The sequence below is a fragment of the Candidatus Binatia bacterium genome, assembly GCA_029243485.1.
In the GTDB taxonomy this organism is placed as follows: Bacteria; Desulfobacterota; Binatia; order UBA12015; family UBA12015; genus VGTG01.
Genome location: JAQWRY010000001.1, coordinates 141,555 through 159,916, shown reverse-complemented (window position 1 = coordinate 159,916; position 18,362 = coordinate 141,555). Strand labels below are relative to the sequence as shown.

Below are 18,362 nucleotides of genomic sequence, written 5' to 3'. Positions count from 1 at the left end.
CAAGTGTCGCTCCGGCCTCAACAACAGGCCGCTCGCGATGGCGGGCGTCGTGTGCCACGGGCGAGGGCGCCGCCGGTTCGTGTGACCGCCGGCGTTGCCGGGCGCCTCGTGAGGAAGTAGGCTTCCTCTCGCCTGCGGTGGTGAGCGGAGGCGAGAGGAGGCAGACGAATGCAGGGTAAAACGGTCTTGGAGGGGCGCCCGCGCCGGGTGCAATCGGTCCGAAAATGGCTCGCGACTTTGCTCGCGGTCCCAGCCGTTGCGCTGGGTGGCGACACCGCGGGGGCCAAAGAGCTGCGGGTCGGAATCTCCGAGAGCTATGCCCCGCTGGCCTTCTCGAAGGACGGCAAGCCGACCGGGGCCGAGGCGGACCTCGCCCTCGCCGTCGGGAAGATCCTCGATTCAAAGATCGTGTTCGTGCCCATGAAGTTCCCCGACCTGGTGCCGGCTCTCGAGGCCGGGAAGGTCGAGGTCGTCATGTCCGGGCTGTCGATCACCGAAGAGCGTTCCAAGAAGGTGCTCTTCACCGACCCCTACCTCCGCGTCGGGCAGATGGCTCTGATCCGCGCGGACGATCTCGGTCGCTCCGTCGACCCCGACGAGATTGGTGCCAAAGAGTCCCGCGTGGGCGTCAAGAAGGGCACAACCGGAGAAGGCTGGGCGAAGAAGAACGTCCCGGACGCGACGGTCGTGGGATACGACACCGTGGAGGCGGGTACGGCCGCTCTCAAGGCCGGCGACATCGACTACTTCGTCCACGACGCGCCCACGGTGTGGCGGCTCACGGGCCGCCCGAACACGCGTGACGATGCGCTTGCGGGCATCTACCGTCCGCTCACCAAGGAGTATCTCGCGTGGGCCGTTCGGGCAGGCGACGAGAAGCTGGCGGGCGAGCTGAACGGTGCGCTGAAGACGCTTCGAGCCGACGGCCAGCTCCGCGCGATCCTCGACGTATGGATTCCGGTGACGAAGGTCGCCGTCACCGAGGGCAGCAATACGGGGGCACCTCAGCCCACGGCCGCACCGGCGGTCGCGGAGTAGGGCGCCGGGCTCAGCGGCCCTTGTAGTTCGGCGGACGCTTTTCGAGGAACGCCTTGGGGCCTTCGCGCGCGTCTGCGCTCGACATGACTTCCATGCCGAGCTCTTGCTCGCGCTTGTAGGCCTCCGCCTCGGAGAGGAACTCACTCTCGATCACCGACAGCTTGATGTTCTTCACCGCGAGGGGTCCGTTGGCTGCGATTTTGCCGGCGATTTCCTTCGCCTTGGCAAGGGCCTGGCCGTCCGGCACCACCTGCCCGATGAGACCGATCCGCGCAGCCTCGGCGGCTGTGAGCGGGTCGCCGACCAGGAGGATCTCCATCGCGTGGGTGAACGCGATCTGCCGACGGAGACGGACCGTGGAGCCCGCCATCGGGAAGAGGCCGCGCTTCACCTCGGAGATCGCGATCTTGGCGCTCTCGCCCGCGACCCGGATGTCGATTCCCTGCAGGATCTCGGTGCCGCCGGCGTAGCAGGCGCCCTCGATCGCGGCTATCAGAGGTTTGGTCACGTACCGGTCCTTCAGGAAGCCTTTGTAGAGGATCCCGTAGTCGGCGCGGACGCGTTCGTCCCACTCGTCCTCGGGCGGGAGGCCCTTCATCATCTTGGTCACGAGCTGGTCGAGATCGGCGCCGGCGGAGAAGTTACCCTCGGCGCCCGTCAGGATCGCGACCCGGATGTCGTCATCCTCGTCGATCATGTCGAAGGCGTCGCAGAGGCGGCAGAGGACCTCTGGATTGAAGGCGTTCTTCCGGGCGGGACGATTCAGCGTCAGCGTGACGATGTGCCCCTCTCTTTCGACCAGCAGCGCGGGTTCCATGGGCTACGGCTTACCGTTCCCTGCACGATCTTCGCAATCCGGACCCGGCGCCGTCTGGCCATGTGGGGTGGTTCCTCCTATCCTACTGCCGATGGCTGCTTCGCCCAAAGACGATGCTCCGACTGAGGCTCCCGTGAATTTCGTACGCGCGATCGTCAGCGACGACGTGCGCGCCGGGAAGCACGGCGGCAAGGTCGTGACCCGATTCCCGCCCGAGCCCAACGGCTACCTCCACATCGGTCACGCGAAGGCGATTTGTATCAACTACGGGATCGCGACGGAGCACGGCGGCACGTTCCACCTCCGCTTCGACGACACGAACCCAGAGAAGGAGGAGACTCGCTACGTCGAAAGCATCATCCGCGACGTTCAATGGCTCGGAGCTGATTGGGGCGACAATCTCTTCTACGCGTCCGATTACTTCGGTCGCCTGCGTGACTGGGCCGTCGAGTTGATCCGCGCCGGGAAGGCTTACGTCGACAGCCTCTCAGCCGACGAGATCCGAGAGTACCGCGGGAACTTCAAGGAACCGGGAAAGAATAGCCCGCATCGGGACCGTTCCGTCGAGGAGAATCTCGACCTGTTCGCTCGTATGGAAGCAGGCGAGTTCGAGGAAGGAGCGCACGTTCTTCGGGCGAAGATCGACATGACGTCGCCCAACCTCAACATGCGGGATCCCGCTCTCTACCGGATCCGCAAGATCGTTCATCACCGCGCCGGGGATCGTTGGTCGATCTACCCGATGTACGACTTCACGCATCCGCTCTCGGATGCGATCGAAGGCATCACGCACTCCCTGTGCAGCCTCGAGTTCGAGGATCATCGGCCGCTCTACGACTGGTTCCTAGAGAACCTCGATGTGCCGAGTCATCCGCAACAGATCGAGTTCGCACGCCTCAAGCTCACGTACATGATCGACTCGAAGCGGAAGCTTCGCGAGTTGGTGGAAGAGGGGCGTGTCGAGGGATGGGATGATCCGCGCATGCCGACGCTCGCGGGTCTGCGTCGCCGTGGATACACGCCCGAGGCGATACGTGACTTCTGCGAACGCCTGGGTGTCGCGAAGAAGAACAGTCTTGTCGACATCGCGATGCTCGAGCATTCGCTCCGCGAGGACCTGAACCGCCGCGCGCCCCGCGCTCTTGGGGTTCTTCATCCCTTGAAGGTGGTTCTCGTGAACTACCCCGAAGGGCAGGAGGAAGAGCTCGAGGCCGTCAATAATCCCGAGGACGAATCGATGGGGAAGCGAAAGCTCCCCTTCTCGCGCGAGCTGTACATCGAGCGCGACGATTTTCGGGAGGAGGCGCCGAAGAAGTACTTCCGGCTCGCGCCCGGTCGAGAGGTGCGCCTGCGGTGGGGCTACCTGATCACGTGCGTCGATGTCGTGAAGGACGATGCGGGCGAGGTCGTCGAGCTGCACTGCACGTACGACCCCGAGACCCGCGGCGGGAACGCTCCCGACGGCCGGAAGGTGAAAGGGACCATCCACTGGGTGTCCGCCAAGCACGCCGTGCAGGCGACGGTGCGCTTGTACGATCGGCTGTTCTCGAAGGAGAGCCCCGACGGCCCCGAGTGGAAGAGCAATTTGAACCCTGATTCGCTCGAAGTTCTGGCAGATTGCCAGGTTGAGCCGGCTCTGGGCACGGCAGAGCCGGGCAGCCTCTGGCAGTTCGAGCGTCTGGGCTACTTCGCCGTCGATGAGGTCGACTCGTCGGCGGATCGGCCCGTGTTCAATCGCGCGGTCTCGCTCCGGGACAGCTGGGCGCGGCTCGAGAAGGCGGGGAAGGCGGGCTGACACCCCGAGCTTTGAAGGGTTCTCGCCGGGAAGCTATGTCCTAGCCGAGCCGCCCCTCCGGGTGGTGATACACGCCATCTCGGCGGCGACGCCGCCACGGAACACGAAAGGACTTTGGCATGGGAGACATTCGCTTCGACGGTCGCGTTGCGGTCATCACGGGCGCCGGTGGTGGGCTCGGCAAGACGTACGCTCTGGAGTTTGCCAAGCGTGGTGCCAAGGTCGTCGTGAACGATCTCGGCGGCAAGGCAGACGGCACCGGCAAGGGTAGTAACATGGCCGACCAGGTCGTCGACGAGATCAAGGCCGCAGGCGGTGAGGCCGCTGCGAACTACGACTCGGTCGCGACGCCCGAAGGTGGCGAGTCGATCATCAAGACCGCGGTCGAGGCGTTCGGCAAGGTCGACGTCGTCGTGAACAACGCCGGGATCCTGCGCGACCGATCGTTCGTGAAGCTCTCTCCGCAGGAGCTGGAGCTCGTCATCGACGTCCATCTGAAGGGCGCGTTCTACGTCTCGCAGCCGGCCTTCCGGTTGATGAAGGACCAGCGCTACGGTCGGTTCGTCTTCACGTCGTCGGCGGCCGGCCTTCTCGGCAATTTCGGCCAGAGCAACTACGGTGCGGCGAAGATGGGCCTCGTCGGTTTGATGCACGTCTTGGCCGTCGAAGGCGCCAAGTACGACGTGAAGTGCAACGCAATCGCGCCGACGGCGCGTACGCGCATGACCGAGGAGCTCCTCGGTCCCCTCGCGGATTATCTGGATCCTGAGACGGTCACGCCGTTGGTGACGTACCTCTGCTCGGAAGGGTGCGAGTACACTCATGAAGTCTACTCGGTCGGCGGCGGCCGGTTCGCACGGATGTTCATCGGGCTCGCGCAGGGCTGGATTGCGGGCAAGGGTGAGGTTGTGAGTGCCGAGGCGGTTCGCGACCAGATCGGGAAGATCCGCGACCCCGAAGGCTACACCATTCCGACCGGAATCGGCGATGAGATGAAGGCGATCGCGAACGCCTTGAAATGATCTGCAGAACGGGGGAGGGGATCGCGTCCAACTCATGTCCGAGCCCATGACGCCATCCCCCTCCCGCGCTCTCGCGCGACGCTCGTTCGCGCTGGCGGCGCTCGCGTACCTCGGCGTCGCCCTCTGGGTCCTGGCGGCTCCGCTCGCGGACCCGACACGGCTCCTCCCCGCAAACGGGAGTATCGATTCGGCCGTACGGGGCCTCGGACGACTGGACCAGCAGATGGTCGTTTCCGTGATCGTTCGAAACGCGGCCGTTCTGACGGGCGAGCCGTGGAATTTCTTCGGAGACGGGCAGTGCTACCCCCTGCCGAGGTCGTACACGCTCGGTGAACACATGTTCGGCGAAGGCGTGCTCGCGGCGGTCCCGTGGCTTGTCACCGGAGATCCGGTGCTCACGTACAACCTGCTTGTGGTGCTCACGTTCTGGCTGCCGGGGCTTGCGATGTACGCGCTGTCGTACCACTTCACGCGGAGTGCTCCAGCGGCGTTTCTCGCCGGCCTGATCTTCTTGCTCGTGCCGCCGCGGATTATCGACGGTGGGCACCCGTATCTGTACGCGGACTACTTCGTTCCGCTGGCACTTCTGTTCCTGCATCGCCTGTTCGCGCGCGGCGGGTGGGGGAACGCGCTCGGTGTCGCATTCTTCCTCACACTTCAGTCGCTAGAGACGATCTACGTGCTCCTCGCAACGGCGCTCGTCGTGGGCGTCTACGGTTCGTTCGGCCTGGTCGCCTACCGTCATCGACTGCGTGGCGTGGTCGCTCCGCTGATCGGTGCCGCCGTCGTCTCGGTGAGCTTTGCGTGGTTCTTTCTCTCGCCGTATCTCGAGACGGCCGAGATGTGGGGTGTCCTCTCCGGGAGAGAGACGATCCTCATGGCGTTGTCGGACTACTTGCCGGGCCATGTGTACTTCCCCGGGCTGATCAGTCTGGGGCTCGTCGGCGTCGCCTTGGCGGACCGCTTGCGCGGCCCGCGACGCACCGACGGCGAGGATCCCCGTGTCGCGTATCTCACGGCCGGTTTGGTCGTGGTGTGGGCGTCGTCCAATGGCTTTGAGATCCCAGGCACCTCCGTGCGGTTCCCCGGGTTGTTCCCGCTCCTGCGCGATGTCGTCCCGGGTCTCGGCGCCGTCCGGGGCCTCTTCGCGGTGGCCGTCGGCATCTGGGTGCCGATTGCTTTCCTGGCGGGGTACGGCGTGGTGGCGGTCCTGGAGCGACGGCCCCGGGCGGTGGTGGTCGTGGCCGTCGCGGCCGTGTCGCTTGCCGTGGTCGCAGAGCGGTTCGTGGCTCCGGTGGGCACGTGGAGCTTCGGCCGTCCTCTCGCCCTCATCGGCTGGGACGTCGACGTGAGTGCCGACGATGTGGCTCTCCTGCGACGGGTCGGGCACGGGGCGGCGCTGCACGTGCCGATGGCCAAGGTGTCCAATGGGGTGGGCCGGTTGGCCATGGCGCGCTACCTCCTACTGCAGAGCTATGACCCGCGGCCGTCCTCGGCGTGCTACAACTCGTTCGCTTCTCCGCTGAACGATCAGGTGCACCACCTCGCGGTGGGTCTTCCAAGCGTCGCCTCGGCGGAGGCGCTGGGTGCCCTTGGCTTCGGTTCCGTCTTGAGCCACGAGAAGGACTGGTATCGCGCTGAGAGGGTTCGTTTTCAGAAAAAGCTCGATCGACAGCCGGAAGGACGGCGCGCGTTGACAGACCTCGGTGGAACCGATGCTCTTCGCGGCTTTCGGCTCGAGACGCGCACTGAGGTTTTCGAGGCTCCCGACCGGCTCACGATCGGACTCGGTTCGTCGTCTGGAAAGCTGGCACCCGGTCGCGCAGATCTCGCGCTGGAGTTTCAAAACCCGACGGGTGCCACGTATCGCCACGCGCCGCCGATCCGGCCCACCGAAGTGACGGTTCAGTGGTACCGGCGGGGCGAGCGCGTGGGGCCGGCGCAGACTCAGCGAGTCGTTCTGCCCATCGCGATCGGCCCGGGCGGATCGCTGACGGTACCGGTGCCGGTCGAGGTGCCGGTGAGCCCGGGGCGCTACGAGATCGAGGTTTCCGCGGGCGTTCCGAGCCGCGCCCTAGTCCTAGGTCCGATCGACGTCGCGTCGCCGGCCGGAGCGAAGCCTAGCGCATGAGCGGTACGACCTACGTGTTGCTCGCCGGCGAGTGGTGACACTATAAAGCGAGGTTCGATGCCGACACAAGGCCCAGCGCACGAAGCGGCCCCCAAGGTCTCGCCCGCATCGTTCTTGTTCAGCGTGGATCTGGAGGACGTCCGTAGCCTCCTGCCCGACGGGTCGAAGTACGCGGAGCGAGTGCCCGCGAATGCGGACGGATACCTCCGCTTTCTCGAGAAACATGGGGTCCGTGCGACCTTCTTCACCGTGGGGGACGTGGCTCGGCGCTATCCGGACCTGATCGCGCGCCTCGTGGATGCGGGACACGAGCTGGCCTGTCATACGAGCGACCACACGCCGCTCGAACGACTCGGCCCCGACGGCTTCCGCGCGGATCTCGAGCGAAACGTGGCCGATCTGCACAAGGCGGGTGCCGGAGAGATCCGCGGCTTCCGCGCGCCGATCTTCTCGCTCACGGACAAGACGGCCTGGGCCTACGAGGCTCTGCGGGAACTCGGTTTCACGTATTCGAGCTCCGTTCTGCCGCACGCCAATCCCCTCTACGGTTGGGAAGGCTTCGGGACGGCTTGTGTCCGGATGGAGTCGGGAGTGTGGGAAGTTCCGCTCACCGTGTGGCGGAAGCTAGCGTTCGCAGGCGGCGTGTACTTCCGGGTCCTGCCGGCGGCATTCGTGCGGTACCTGATCCGGCGGCGGCTGTCGGCCGGCGGACCGGTGGTCGGGTACTTTCATCCCTATGACCTCGACACCGAGCAAGAACGGTTCATGCACCCGGAGTTGGGGGGGAACCCGGCCCTGAACGCCTTGATGTACGTGAACCGATCGAGGGTGTTGTCGCGCCTCGATGCGGTCGTCGATCTCGGGGCCGGTATCGTGCGGTTCGACACCTACGTCGACGAGATTTTGGATCGGAAGGCACGCGATGCTTGAAGACCGGCCCCTCGAGTTTGGAGGCCGTGAACTCGCCGAGGTTTCTCGTGTGCTGTCGTCGGTCTTTGCCGGCTTCACGCATTTGACTCCGGGCTACCTGGCCTGGTCGTACTGCGAGAATCCGGTCGGCTCCGCCGTCGGCCGAAACGCCTGGGATGGGGAGCGGTTGGCGGCGCACTACGTCACACTGCCTTTGAGGGCGCGGCTGTTCGGCGCCGAGGCGCGCGGGGTTCTGTCGCTGCACACGGCAACGGATCCGGCCTATCAGGGGCAGGGCCTGTTTACGCGGCTCGCGGAGGCGACGTACGCAGATGCCGCGGCGGCCGGATACGACTTCGTGGTTGGTGTCGCCAATGCGTCGAGCACGCCGGGCTTCGTGCGGAAGCTCGGCTTCCAGCTGGTGAGCCCTCTCGATGTCCGGATCGGGCTCGGTTCGCCGCCGCCGCCATCCGCCGCGGCCCAGGGCCCGTGCTTCGAACGTCTATGGGACGAGAACGAGCTCGAATGGCGCTTCGGCTGTCCAGCGCGCTCGTACCGGCGAACCGCAGGTGCGGGCGGTTTCACGGTCTACGCACCGACGGGCCGGTTCGGCATCTGGGTGGAACTCGTGAGCCTCCCGGCTGAGGAGTGCATCGCGCAGAGTGCGCTCGGCAAGCTCCCAAGGCTCGGTGTGCAGAACCCGGTGCGGTTGTGGATGGGGCTCGACGGCTCGAGGGAGTGGTTCGGGCGGCCGTGGCTCCCGCTCCCGGAGTTCGCTCGGCCATCGCCGCTGAATCTGATCTACCGCGACCTGCGCGAGCCCGGCCGCACGCTGGATCCGGCGCACGTCCGGTTCTCGGCGATCGACTTCGACGCGTATTGACGCGAAGCCGATCGCCGTGACTCGGCTTAGATCCGTTCGATCAGCGTGGCGTTGGCGAGGCCGCCGCCTTCGCACATCGTCTGCAGACCCAGCGAACCGTCGGTCCGCTCGAGTTCGTGCAGGAGGGTCGTCATCAACTTAGCGCCGGTACAGCCCAGAGGGTGACCAAGTGCCATGGCGCCGCCGTTCACGTTGAGCTTGCCCTCATCCGCGCCGACGCCCTTCGCCCAGGCGAGCGGAACCGAGGCGAACGCTTCGTTGACTTCGTACAGGTCGACGTCACCGATCGCGGTGCCGCTCTTCGACAGAAGCTTCTCCGTCGCCGGGATCGGCGCGCCGAGCATGACGATCGGGTCGGCGCCGACGACGCTCATCGCCTTGATGCGGGCCCGCGCGGTGAGGCCGAGCTTCGCGAGACCCTCCTCGTTGCAGATCAAGAGTGCGGCCGCACCATCCGAGATCTGACTCGAGGTCCCCGCGGTGAGGAGTCCGGCATCGGAGAGGGACTTGAGGCCGGCCATCGTTTCGATGTTGGCGTCGTAGCGGATGCCCTCGTCCTTCTGGAACATCTCTTTGCCGCCGTCTTCGTTCTCGATCTCGATCGGCATGATCTCGCGCTGGAAGCGTCCTTCTTCGGTCGCACGGGCCGCCTTCTGGTGGGAGGCAACGCCGAAGGCGTCGAGGGCCGCGCGGTTGATGCCGTGCTGCTGGGCGAGCATCTCGGCTCCGTCGAACTGATTGAACTTCACGCCCGGGTAGCGCTTCTTCATTCCGGCGCCGTAGGGTGACCCGTACCCGACCTTGTGGCCGGCGATCGCGTTGCCGCCGATCGGGACGAGGCTCATGACCTCGACGCCGCCTGCGATGACCACGTCGTGAACGCCGGATAGCACGGCCTGTGCCGCGAAGTGGACGGCCTGCTGTGAAGAGCCGCATTGTCGGTCGACCGTCGTCGCGGGCACTGCTTCCGGCAAGCTCGAGGACAGCACGGCGTTGCGGGCGATGTTCGTCCCCTGCGAACCGACCTGGTTCACACACCCGAAGACCACGTCCTCGACGAGGTTCGCGTCCGCGCCGGTCCGGGCGATCAGTTCGTCGAGGATCTTTGCTCCGAGGTCGATGGGGTGCTGCTTTGCGAGTTTGCCGCGCTTGCGCCCGGCGGCGGTGCGGACGGCTCCGACGATGAATGCTTCAGCCATGATGGATTCTCCTGCCGTGAGGCTCAGGCGCCCGGGCGGGCGCGAAGGTGATCGATGAAGATGGGGGAGGACCAGGCGCGTTCTTCGCTCTCGGCCAGGCAGTCGTCCTCGTAGTCGGTGCGGAAGTCACCGTAGCAGGGGGCGACGTCGAGGCAGCTACCGTCGGCGTCGCGCTCACAACGAAGCGAGTCGGCGTTGACGGCGGGCGAGGGCTCCTGGATCGCCCGAACGTAATACAGCGCGTTGCGTCCCGAGGAGGCAAACTGCGGATCGTCGAACTCCACGAAGCAGCCGGTGGGGTCCGGCTCGCAGGTGAACACGCGCCACGGGTCTTCGATCAGATCGGCGAGCGGCTCGTCTTTGTGGGCCTGCGGACGGATACGGATGACTTCGATGCGGGTGATGCGCTTGCGGTCGTCCGACGGATTGTAGCACTCGCCGCGGCAGAGGTGGTGCAGCCTCGCCGTATCGAGGGCCTCGCCCGCGTCCGCCGGGCAGCCCGGCTTCTGCTTGAACGCGCCGACGGCGCGAACCCGGAACCGTGGCGTCTGGAACATCTCGAGCTCGCCGCCCATCGGCACGATCGCGTGGCCTCCGTCGTCGAGCAGATCAAACCATAGTAGGATGCGATCGCCGCTGGTTCCGTAGACCTCACGTCGGTCGAAGGCGTTCCAGATGGCGTCGCGGTCACGGCCGCTCGCATGCGTCGCAACGAGTCCGCCGGTGAGGAAGAACGAGGACTGCCGCTCCATCTCCATGAGCTGGAACGCCTGCATGGTGTCCACGAGACCCGCAGCGGATTGCGACTTCGCGACGGGCTCGCTCGCGGGCGCCCGCAGCATGGCGTTCCCAGATTCGTCCATCACACCGGCCGCCTCCGTGTTCTCTCGTCGATCGATCTCTTTATAGCCCGTGCCCGGGCGCGCGGTGTGGTTGTCGCTGGAGGCCATGAAGCCGAAGCGAAAGCGCCCGGGGCCCTCGGGCTCATCGAAGTTGCGCAGAGCCATCATGTATTGGACGGAGCCGCCCGGACGGTAGTTGAACGAGGGAAGAAAGCAGTCCTGACACTGGCCCGCGTCCAGCCAATCGTTGGCCGTGACGCCGGGGATGGCGTGATGGCCGCTGTTCCCGCCGCCGAGGTAGTGCGCTCGCGCCTGCGCCGCGCGTTGGTCGCACTCGTCCGCGTCGTGGCCTTCCTTCGCGCAACGGTCGCGAATGATCTCACCGGCGCGCCAGCACGAGGGGAGGTAGTCCCGGCTCGGCTCAGGGCAGTACGGGTTGCCGTCCTCGTCGTACCGGACCGCGCGGAAGTCACGATATTCCTCGGAGTTTCCATGGCCCGAGTAGATCTCGACGAGAGTCTGCCGCTTCGGATCGTGCTCCTCGGCTGTCAGCTGCTTTTTCCAGGTGGAGCCGGCGGGCGTGTAGAAGCCCCAAGTCGTCCCGTGCGGAATGACGATCGAGTCGACGCCCCAATCGTCGAGCTTGTCGAACAGAACGCCCGGCGTCTGCGCGCTCTCCATGCAGTCGACGGGCAGTTCGCGCTCCGGAACGCCGTCGGGGCAGACGTCCGCTTCCGCTCGCTCGTTCAGGTAATACAGGAGGTCGTTGTAGCGCCGATCGCCACCGCCGATGCCAATTGCCGCCGCGGCGAGCGTCGGCAACCCCTGCGTCATCGCTTGCTGGGCGAGGCCACGTGAACCGATCGGCCGTGCGGGGATCTCGTCGTCCTCGATCCCGTGCAGGATCACGTTCTTGTGTCCGTAGTGCGTGTCCGGCGTCTGGCCGACTTGGGTCCACTCCCAACCCAGGAACGCGACCACGTCGGGATTCTCTGCGTCCCCCGAAACTTCGTTGCACTGGCGGATGCTCTCGACGGTTTCCGCCCAGTGCTGCGGCGTGATGCCTTCCGCGTGGTCGTTGATCGACCAGAAATCGAGAGCCGAACAGTAGCGTGCGTAGTCGCAGGCGTCGGCGGGCGGATGCGCGCCTTCGCCCTGCAGGATCGGGAGGCTGGCGAAGAAGGCGTCGGGCGAGAATGTCGTGTGAACGTGCAGGTCCCCGAAGAGGATCTGTTTGTCGGTGCCCGCGCCTACCCCCTCGGCGGCGGCCGTCTGGGTGTCCTCGCGGTCCGCGATGATCTTCGCGGGCACGCGTCGCTGTGTGATTTCGCCCGGCGCTTCGTGCGTGCCCAACCAGCCGCCCGCCATGCCGCGTACGACGATGGTGCCGCCGGTGAGGAGGAGGGCTAGGGCAAGCAGGAGCTTCTTCATTGCGGGTCTCCGGTTGCGATCAACGTTGGGCGCGGTGCTGCGAGTGGCGGTAGAGGTGTTCCAGCGCGGTTACGGCACGGTACGACGAGGCATAGGCGAGACTGCCGGCGTCGCGCAGAGTTTTTGGGCCAGCGTTTTCGGACTGACAGTCGACCAACTCCGTTGCGACGAGAACGGGCTTGTCGAAGCGCTTCTCGAGGTCCATCGAGAGCTGCGCGTAACGGGTGTCCTGCCGCTCGTGGAATTCGACGATCCGCTCGAGGCCGTGACCGGGGTAGAAGCGGCCCGCGCGTTCCATGGCGCCGAGGTTCGATTGGATTCCGACGCCGAGGAGGAGCACCGAGTCGACTTCGGAATGGCCGGCAACGAGTTCGAGGCACTCCGCGACAGTGTCGCGCGTCTCGGAACCGGCGAGGTCGGCCGGGTTGTTGCGGCTCCAACGTGGAGGCAGTCGCTTGTCGAACTCCGCCTTGAGGTCATCCGGAATCGGCATGAGATCGAGGTTGCGCGAGCTGGTGATGCGGTCCGCGGTCACGACGCCCCATCCGCCGGCGGTGGTGAGGACGAAGACGTTCCCGCCGCGCGGGAGAGGGTGGGTCGCGAAGCTCGCCGCCAGCTCGAAGGCTTCCTCGACCGAGGTCGCGCGGGTGAGCCCGGCTTGCCGACACATTCCGTCGAACACGTTGTCGTCGGTCGCGAGCGCGCCCGTGTGCGACGCGGCCGCGCGTTGCCCGCCGGACGTGGCGCCGCCCTTCAGGACGACGAGAGGTTTCTCCGCCGCGGCGCGCTTTACGGTGTCGTAGAACCGTCGTCCGTCTTCGATGCCTTCGATGTAGATGAGGCTGACGGCGGTCTCGGGATCGGCCGCGAAGTATTCGAGGTAGTCTTCGACGTTCGTTGCGGCGCAGTTGCCGGCGGAAACGGCGCGGCTGATGCCGACGCCCGTCTTGACCGCGTAGTTCTGGAACGCCTGCACGAATCCGCCGGATTGGCTCGCGATTGCGATGTTGCCCCGTGGCGGGAACGGAGCCACGATCTGCGCGCAGAGCTTCGCGGGGGTCGAGATGACTCCCTGGCCGTTCGGGCCGAGGAGGAGGATGTCGAGCTCGGCGCAGAGATCGACGAGGTCCTTCTCGGCTTGCTTGCCTTCTTCGCCGAGCTCGCCATAGCCGGCCGTTGTGACGAACGCTGCCTTCACGCCTTTGGCCGCACAGCTGCGGAGCAGGTCGGGGAGGGTCTTCTGTGGTGTGCAGACGAACACGAGGTCGGCCGCGCCCTCGGGTACGTCGTCGATCGACGTGAGCGTCTGGCGTCCTAGAATCTCGGCGCCGTCGCGGTTCGTGAGGAAGACCTCACCGGGGAATCCTTCGCTCAGGATGTTGTGCGCGGCGACGAAGCCGAACTTCCCCGGATGGCTCGAGGCCCCGGCGATGATGATGCCGCGGGGTTCGAACAGGGGACGGAAGCGCTCCAGGATCTCGGTGCTCATTCTCCGCGAACCTCGATGAGGGCATCGACCGCGACGGGTCGGCCTTCTGAAACGATGAGTGGGTTCAGGTCGACCGACACGATCTGCGGATCGGATTCGACGAGCCGGCTGAGGCCGAGGAGGACCTGTGTGAGCGCCTCGCGATCCACGGCGGGCTCGCCGCGGAAGTCGTCGAGCATCTTCTGGTTGTGGAGGTCGTCGATCATGGAGGCGGCGTCGGCGGGGGAGAGGGGCACCAGGCGGAACACGACGTCGGCGAGAGCTTCGGCGAAGATTCCGCCGATGCCCAGCATCACGCAGTTGCCGAAGGTCGGATCCTGGACGCAGCCGGCGATGAGCTCGCGGCGCCCGGAGACCATCTGAGCGACCAGGACGCCGACATCGCCGTCTTCGGGCCGAGCGGCTGCCAGGAGCTCGGCTGCCGCGGCGCGCGTCGCCTCGCCAGGGGCGACGCCCAAACGGACGAGATTCCGTTCCGTCTTGTGCGCGATCTTGTCGCCGCAGAGCTTCACGGCGACCGGACCGCCGATTTCCTCGGCGGCGCGCGCGGCGTCATCCGCGGTGGCCGCGAGCTTCTCGACCGCTACCGGAACGCCGAGAGACGCCAAGCGCTGCTTGGATTCGTACTCGGAAAGGGTGTGGGAAGGGCCGGCGCTCGATTCGGGCATGGAACGCAAGCCTAGCGGTCGGCCGTGCCGCCCGCATCAGCCCCGGGGCACGGCAAATGCTCAGAAAGTGAACAGGCGAATCGTGAGGAGGACCCAGACGACGGCACCGACCAGGGTCTTCCCCATGGACCCGAGAAGCCGACCCACCGTCGCGCCGGCTGCCGCGCGCAGGGACTCGCCGCCGTCCTGGGCTGCTTCGCCGGTCAACTCTCCCGCGAGCGCCCCCGCGAACGTCCCGATCATCGCGCCGACCAGCGTGCCGACCAGCGGGATTGGGATGATCGGCGTAAAGGCGATGCCTCCGACGATCCCGCCTAGGACGGCCCCGATCATTCCGCGGCTGGTTCCGCCGCCTGCGTGGCTTCCGGCGGCTCCGGCTGCGGTTTCGATCACCTCGCCGACACCGGCGAGTGCTGCACAAATGCCGATCGTCCACCAAACCGACGCCCCATCGGCACCGCCACCGACCGAGCCGCGCAGCACCTCGAACGCGGCGGCCAGGCCGATCATCAGCCAGGTGCCCGGAAGCCCGACCGCTGTGAGGAGCAGGCAGCCCAGGCCGAGTAGGGTGAACAGCAAGGCGAGCCCGATGGAGAGCCATTCCATTGCCCCCATCATGCCTTTACCGAGACCCAAGTCCAGAAGACCGAGAATCGCTTGAGCGCCTCGCGGGAGAGTGTCAGACTTTTCGCACAATCAGGCCGCACTGCGACCTCCAGACGAAGGAGGCTTCAATGAAGACCGTTCAGGAACTCTTGCAGTCGAAAGGAAACGACATCTGGTCGGTTTCCCCGGAGGATAGCGTCTTCGCGGCGCTGGAGCTGATGGCTGAGAAGGGCATCGGTGCCGTGCTGGTTCTCGAAGGCTCGGATGTCGCTGGCATCCTCTCGGAGCGCGACTATGCCCGCCAGGTGGTCCTGAAAGGGAAGGCCTCGCGGGACACCCCCGTTCGCGAAATCATGACGACCGAGCTGTTCGTCGTGACGCCGCAGAAGACGGTGGAGGAGTGCATGGCCCTCATGACCCAGAGGCGGGTTCGCCACCTGCCTGTCTTGGTGGGAGACCGGCTCGACGGCTTGCTCTCGATCGGCGACATCGTGAAAGCGGTGATCTCGGAGAAGCAGGACCAGATCGAGCAGCTCGAGACCTACATCAACCAGGGCTGAGCTCGGTTTTCTCCCGGGCGCGACGGCTCCGGAACGGACTCGCCGAACGGCAGCCGGTACCGCCTTTTACAAGGAGCAGTGCCTGGCTGAGGAACAGAATCAGAATCTGATTCTTGATCGGCCCCGAGCCTGTCCCCGGATCACCCGACGGAGCCGAACCCGAATGACACGCGCACAGATCGTCCCGCTTCTCCGGCCCGAAGCAGGCTCGTAGCGAGCGGACCCTGTACCGGCTCCTCGATGCGGCGCAGGCGTTGATCAACGAGAAGGGCCTCCGCGAGTTGTCGATGCCGAGCGTTGGGCGGGTGTTCCGACCCGCGTGATCATCTAGGCGGCTGTCACCGAGTTCGGGCATCGCGATCCGGTGCTCGCCATCGATCTCGGAATCCGAGCGTCCTTTGCGTTCATACAGCAGCACATCCTACTCGGAGAAACGCGCGTCGCCGACCGCACGCTGACCGACGAAGAACTTCAGACCGAGTTGACCGAGCTGTTGGTCGCCTACCTGGGGGTCCGGAGCGACGCCCGCGCCGAGACGTCGCAACAAGACTAGAATGTCGGACGCATGTCCGGCTGGAGGGACTGCTGTGGACTACCTGCAAGTGAATGCGATTCCGATGCCCGAGAAGTGGCGCCTTCTCCTCCGTCAAGGGAACGCTCGAGACCGTTTTCGACTGGCAGTACGAGCTTCGTCAGAAGAACCTTCTCGCGCTCTATGAGAAGGGCAAGGCCCTGACGTGGAATGCGTCGGATGAGGATTGGTCCACGGAAGTCAATCTCGAGAAGCTCATGCAGGGGCGCCTGAACGGCGGGCTCGCCAAGATGACCAACGAGCTGATGAAGCCGCCGGTCGAGCTCGAAGACGACAAGCTCCTCGAGATGCAGCTCCACATCAACGCGTTCCTGTTGTCCCAGTTCCTCCACGGGGAGCGCGAGGACTTCATCATCGAGGCGACCGAGCTCTTGCGTGAACGCCTGCTCGTCACACCGGTCTTCGAGCGGCTCGGATGGGACGCTGACGTGTGGTCGAAGAGCCCGAGGCGCCGCCCCCGCACGAGCTGGTCGAGCTCCTCATGCAGTTTATGCAGGCCGAGGCCGCGCCGAAAGAAGCACTATCCGCATAGGCGCGATCAGCGCTCGTACAGACCTTCGATCTCGGCTTCGTAGCGCTGGTGGATGCCCCTCCGCTTGAGCTTCGAGGTCGGGGTGAGGCACTCCGAATCCGGGAGCCACTCTTCTCCGAGGATCTTCACCTTCTTCACCCGCTCGGCGTTGTTGAAGTCGGCCATTGCGGCTTCGAGCCCGTTTTGGACGGCTTCCACCACCTGGGGGTGTGCCGCGAGGTCGGCGAGGGAGCCGTGTTCGATGTTCTCAGCCGCGGCGAAGGTCTTGGCCGTATCCGGGTCGAGGACCAGGAGCGCCGACACGAACGGTCGGCGGTCGCCGATAGCGCACGCCTGGCCGATCAGCGGGATCATCTTGAGCGCGGACTCGAGGTTCGCCGGGCTGATGTTCTTGCCGCCGGCGGTGATGATGAGTTCTTTCTTGCGGTCGACGATCTTGAAGTATCCCTCGTCGTCGACCTCGCCGATGTCGCCGGAGTGGAGCCAGCCGTCGGCATCCAGGGCCTCGGCGGTCTTGTCGGGGCTCTTCAGGTAGCCGCTGAAGACGTTGCCGCCCCGACAGATGACTTCGCCGTCCTCCGCGAGTCGGACGTCACAGCCGGGGATCGCGCGACCGACGCTGCCGGGCTTCACCTTCTTCGCTGAGCACGTCATCGGCCCGCTCGACTCGGACATGCCGTAGAGCTCCGCCAACGGAACGCCGATGGTGCGGAACCACTGGAGCATCTCCGCAGGAATCGGAGCCGCTCCGGTCAACGCGAGCTCGAGTTCATCGAGACCGACCAGCTGGCGCACCGGACGGAAGGCGACCTTGTCGAAGAACTCGTAGGTCTCCTTCTCGACGTCGGTGGCGCGTTCCCAACTGATGGCCTCCGCGAGGGGCTTCGCCGCCTCGAGTGCTTCGCCGAAGCTCTTCTGCTTGTCGGCGTCGACCGCGAGGGCGGCGTTGATGCCCGCGTAGATCTTCTCCCACACGCGCGGGACGCCGAACATGATATTTGGCCGCACGGCGCGGGCGTACTCACCGATCGCCGATGCGTCGGGGCAGGAGGTGACCTCGAACGCGTAGAAGATCTGCTGGTAGTGGCTCACCATCCGCTCGGCGATGTGAGCCATCGGGAGATAGGAGATTAGCTTCTTTCCGGGGAGGTTCTCGATCTCGAGGGCGCCTTTGAAGGACTCGCACGTCCACGCGATGTTCGCCTGTGAGAGCATGACGCCCTTCGGCGGCCCGGTGGTCCCCGACGTGTAGATCATCGTCGCGAGATCCTCGGGCTGGGCGATCTTCGCCGCTTCGTCGAGGTCGAGCGGCGCGGTCGCGAGCAGCGACTCGACGCGGAACACATCGCTCGCGGCGGCCCCGTCGGGATCGTTCAGGATGCCGAGCTTGCCGAGCTTCGGCAGACGGTCCTTCACCTCGAGAAAGCGGGCCAGGAATCCCATGTCCTCGACGATGCCGAGCTTCGCCTCGGAATGGTCGACGAGATAGTGGACCTGTTCGGCGGAGGACGAGTTGTAGATCGAAATGGAGGTGGCGCCGAGGAAGTTCACGGCGAGATCCAGGAAGTGGAACTCGGGGATGTTGCGGAGCATGAGCACGACGCGGTCACCGCGCTCGATTCCGAGAGCCGCGAGTCCGGCGGCGGCTCGAGCGACCTTTTCTCCGTAGTCCCCGAACGTCCACTCGCCGAAGGAGCCGTCGTCCTGTTTCCACCGCAGGGCGACGCGGTCCCGGTGAGCCTTCATGGTTTCGAGGAACACGCTCGGGACGGTCTTGCCTTCGACCTGGCGTGCGATCTCTTCGCTGGTGATCTTGTTGTTGGACATGTGGGCTCCTTCTCGGGGTTC

16 protein-coding genes are annotated in these 18,362 nt (G+C 65.7%); 9 read left to right on the top strand and 7 right to left on the bottom strand.

Annotated elements, in window-relative coordinates:
- Positions 1-168 precede the first annotated feature (168 nt).
- A complete protein-coding gene (locus tag P8R42_00770; GenBank protein MDG2303179.1) occupies positions 169-1,038 on the top strand; it encodes a transporter substrate-binding domain-containing protein in 870 nt (289 codons plus the stop codon).
- 10 nt (positions 1,039-1,048) lie between these two features.
- On the opposite strand, the gene P8R42_00765 is transcribed toward P8R42_00770, so the two are convergent.
- A complete protein-coding gene (locus P8R42_00765; protein MDG2303178.1) occupies positions 1,049-1,855 on the bottom strand; it encodes a crotonase/enoyl-CoA hydratase family protein in 807 nt (268 codons plus the stop codon).
- Between the two features lie 91 nt (positions 1,856-1,946).
- Here P8R42_00765 and P8R42_00760 point away from each other — a divergent pair, with 91 nt between their 5' ends.
- From P8R42_00760 to P8R42_00740, 5 genes are all read left to right on the top strand, one after another.
- Positions 1,947-3,650, top strand: a complete 1,704-nt coding sequence (locus P8R42_00760) for a glutamine--tRNA ligase/YqeY domain fusion protein (GenBank protein ID MDG2303177.1) — start codon at positions 1,947-1,949, stop codon at positions 3,648-3,650.
- A gap of 119 nt (positions 3,651-3,769) precedes the next feature.
- Positions 3,770-4,672: an SDR family oxidoreductase gene (locus P8R42_00755; GenBank protein MDG2303176.1), complete on the top strand. Its 903-nt coding sequence runs from the start codon at positions 3,770-3,772 to the stop codon at positions 4,670-4,672.
- 46 nt (positions 4,673-4,718) lie between these two features.
- Positions 4,719-6,803, top strand: a complete 2,085-nt coding sequence (locus P8R42_00750; protein MDG2303175.1) for a hypothetical protein — start codon at positions 4,719-4,721, stop codon at positions 6,801-6,803.
- Positions 6,804-6,860: 57 nt separating this feature from the next.
- Entirely contained in the window at positions 6,861-7,733 is an 873-nt protein-coding gene (locus P8R42_00745) for a polysaccharide deacetylase family protein (GenBank protein MDG2303174.1), read from the top strand.
- Positions 7,726-8,595 carry a GNAT family N-acetyltransferase gene (locus P8R42_00740; GenBank protein MDG2303173.1) on the top strand — a complete coding sequence of 290 codons (870 nt, stop codon included), beginning with the start codon at positions 7,726-7,728 and terminating at the stop codon, positions 8,593-8,595. Before P8R42_00745 ends, P8R42_00740 begins: the two co-directional genes overlap by 8 nt.
- Positions 8,596-8,621: 26 nt before the next feature.
- On the opposite strand, the gene P8R42_00735 is transcribed toward P8R42_00740, so the two are convergent.
- Genes P8R42_00735 through P8R42_00715 form a run of 5 tightly spaced genes read right to left on the bottom strand, consistent with a single transcriptional unit; the run spans position 8,622 to position 14,842 of the window.
- Positions 8,622-9,794 (bottom strand): acetyl-CoA C-acyltransferase, encoded by a 1,173-nt coding sequence (locus P8R42_00735; GenBank protein MDG2303172.1) that lies wholly within the window; start codon positions 9,792-9,794, stop codon positions 8,622-8,624.
- A 23-nt stretch (positions 9,795-9,817) separates the two neighbouring features.
- Positions 9,818-12,067, bottom strand: a complete 2,250-nt coding sequence (locus tag P8R42_00730) for a DUF3604 domain-containing protein (GenBank protein MDG2303171.1) — start codon at positions 12,065-12,067, stop codon at positions 9,818-9,820.
- Positions 12,068-12,086: 19 nt separating this feature from the next.
- The gene (locus tag P8R42_00725; protein MDG2303170.1) at positions 12,087-13,556 is read right to left on the bottom strand and encodes a CoA-binding protein; all 1,470 of its coding nucleotides are present in this window, start codon (positions 13,554-13,556) and stop codon (positions 12,087-12,089) included.
- The gene (locus P8R42_00720) at positions 13,553-14,224 is read right to left on the bottom strand and encodes an acetate--CoA ligase family protein (protein ID MDG2303169.1); all 672 of its coding nucleotides are present in this window, start codon (positions 14,222-14,224) and stop codon (positions 13,553-13,555) included. Before P8R42_00720 ends, P8R42_00725 begins: the two co-directional genes overlap by 4 nt.
- A gap of 60 nt (positions 14,225-14,284) precedes the next feature.
- Entirely contained in the window at positions 14,285-14,842 is a 558-nt protein-coding gene (locus P8R42_00715) for a DUF456 family protein (protein ID MDG2303168.1), read from the bottom strand.
- A gap of 116 nt (positions 14,843-14,958) precedes the next feature.
- Between P8R42_00715 and P8R42_00710 the strand changes: the two genes are divergently transcribed.
- The 3 genes from P8R42_00710 to P8R42_00700 all read left to right on the top strand — a co-directional run bounded on the left by P8R42_00710 (position 14,959) and on the right by P8R42_00700 (position 16,557).
- Positions 14,959-15,390: a CBS domain-containing protein gene (locus tag P8R42_00710; GenBank protein MDG2303167.1), complete on the top strand. Its 432-nt coding sequence runs from the start codon at positions 14,959-14,961 to the stop codon at positions 15,388-15,390.
- Between the two features lie 364 nt (positions 15,391-15,754).
- Complete coding sequence (locus tag P8R42_00705) at positions 15,755-15,943, top strand: hypothetical protein (GenBank protein ID MDG2303166.1); 189 nt, start codon at positions 15,755-15,757, stop codon at positions 15,941-15,943.
- Positions 15,944-15,996: 53 nt separating this feature from the next.
- Positions 15,997-16,557: a hypothetical protein gene (locus P8R42_00700; protein MDG2303165.1), complete on the top strand. Its 561-nt coding sequence runs from the start codon at positions 15,997-15,999 to the stop codon at positions 16,555-16,557.
- Here P8R42_00700 and P8R42_00695 read toward each other — a convergent pair.
- Positions 16,521-18,341 (bottom strand): long-chain fatty acid--CoA ligase, encoded by a 1,821-nt coding sequence (locus P8R42_00695; protein MDG2303164.1) that lies wholly within the window; start codon positions 18,339-18,341, stop codon positions 16,521-16,523. The two genes, P8R42_00700 and P8R42_00695, sit on opposite strands and share 37 nt — an antisense overlap.
- Between the last annotated feature and the right edge of the window lie 21 nt (positions 18,342-18,362).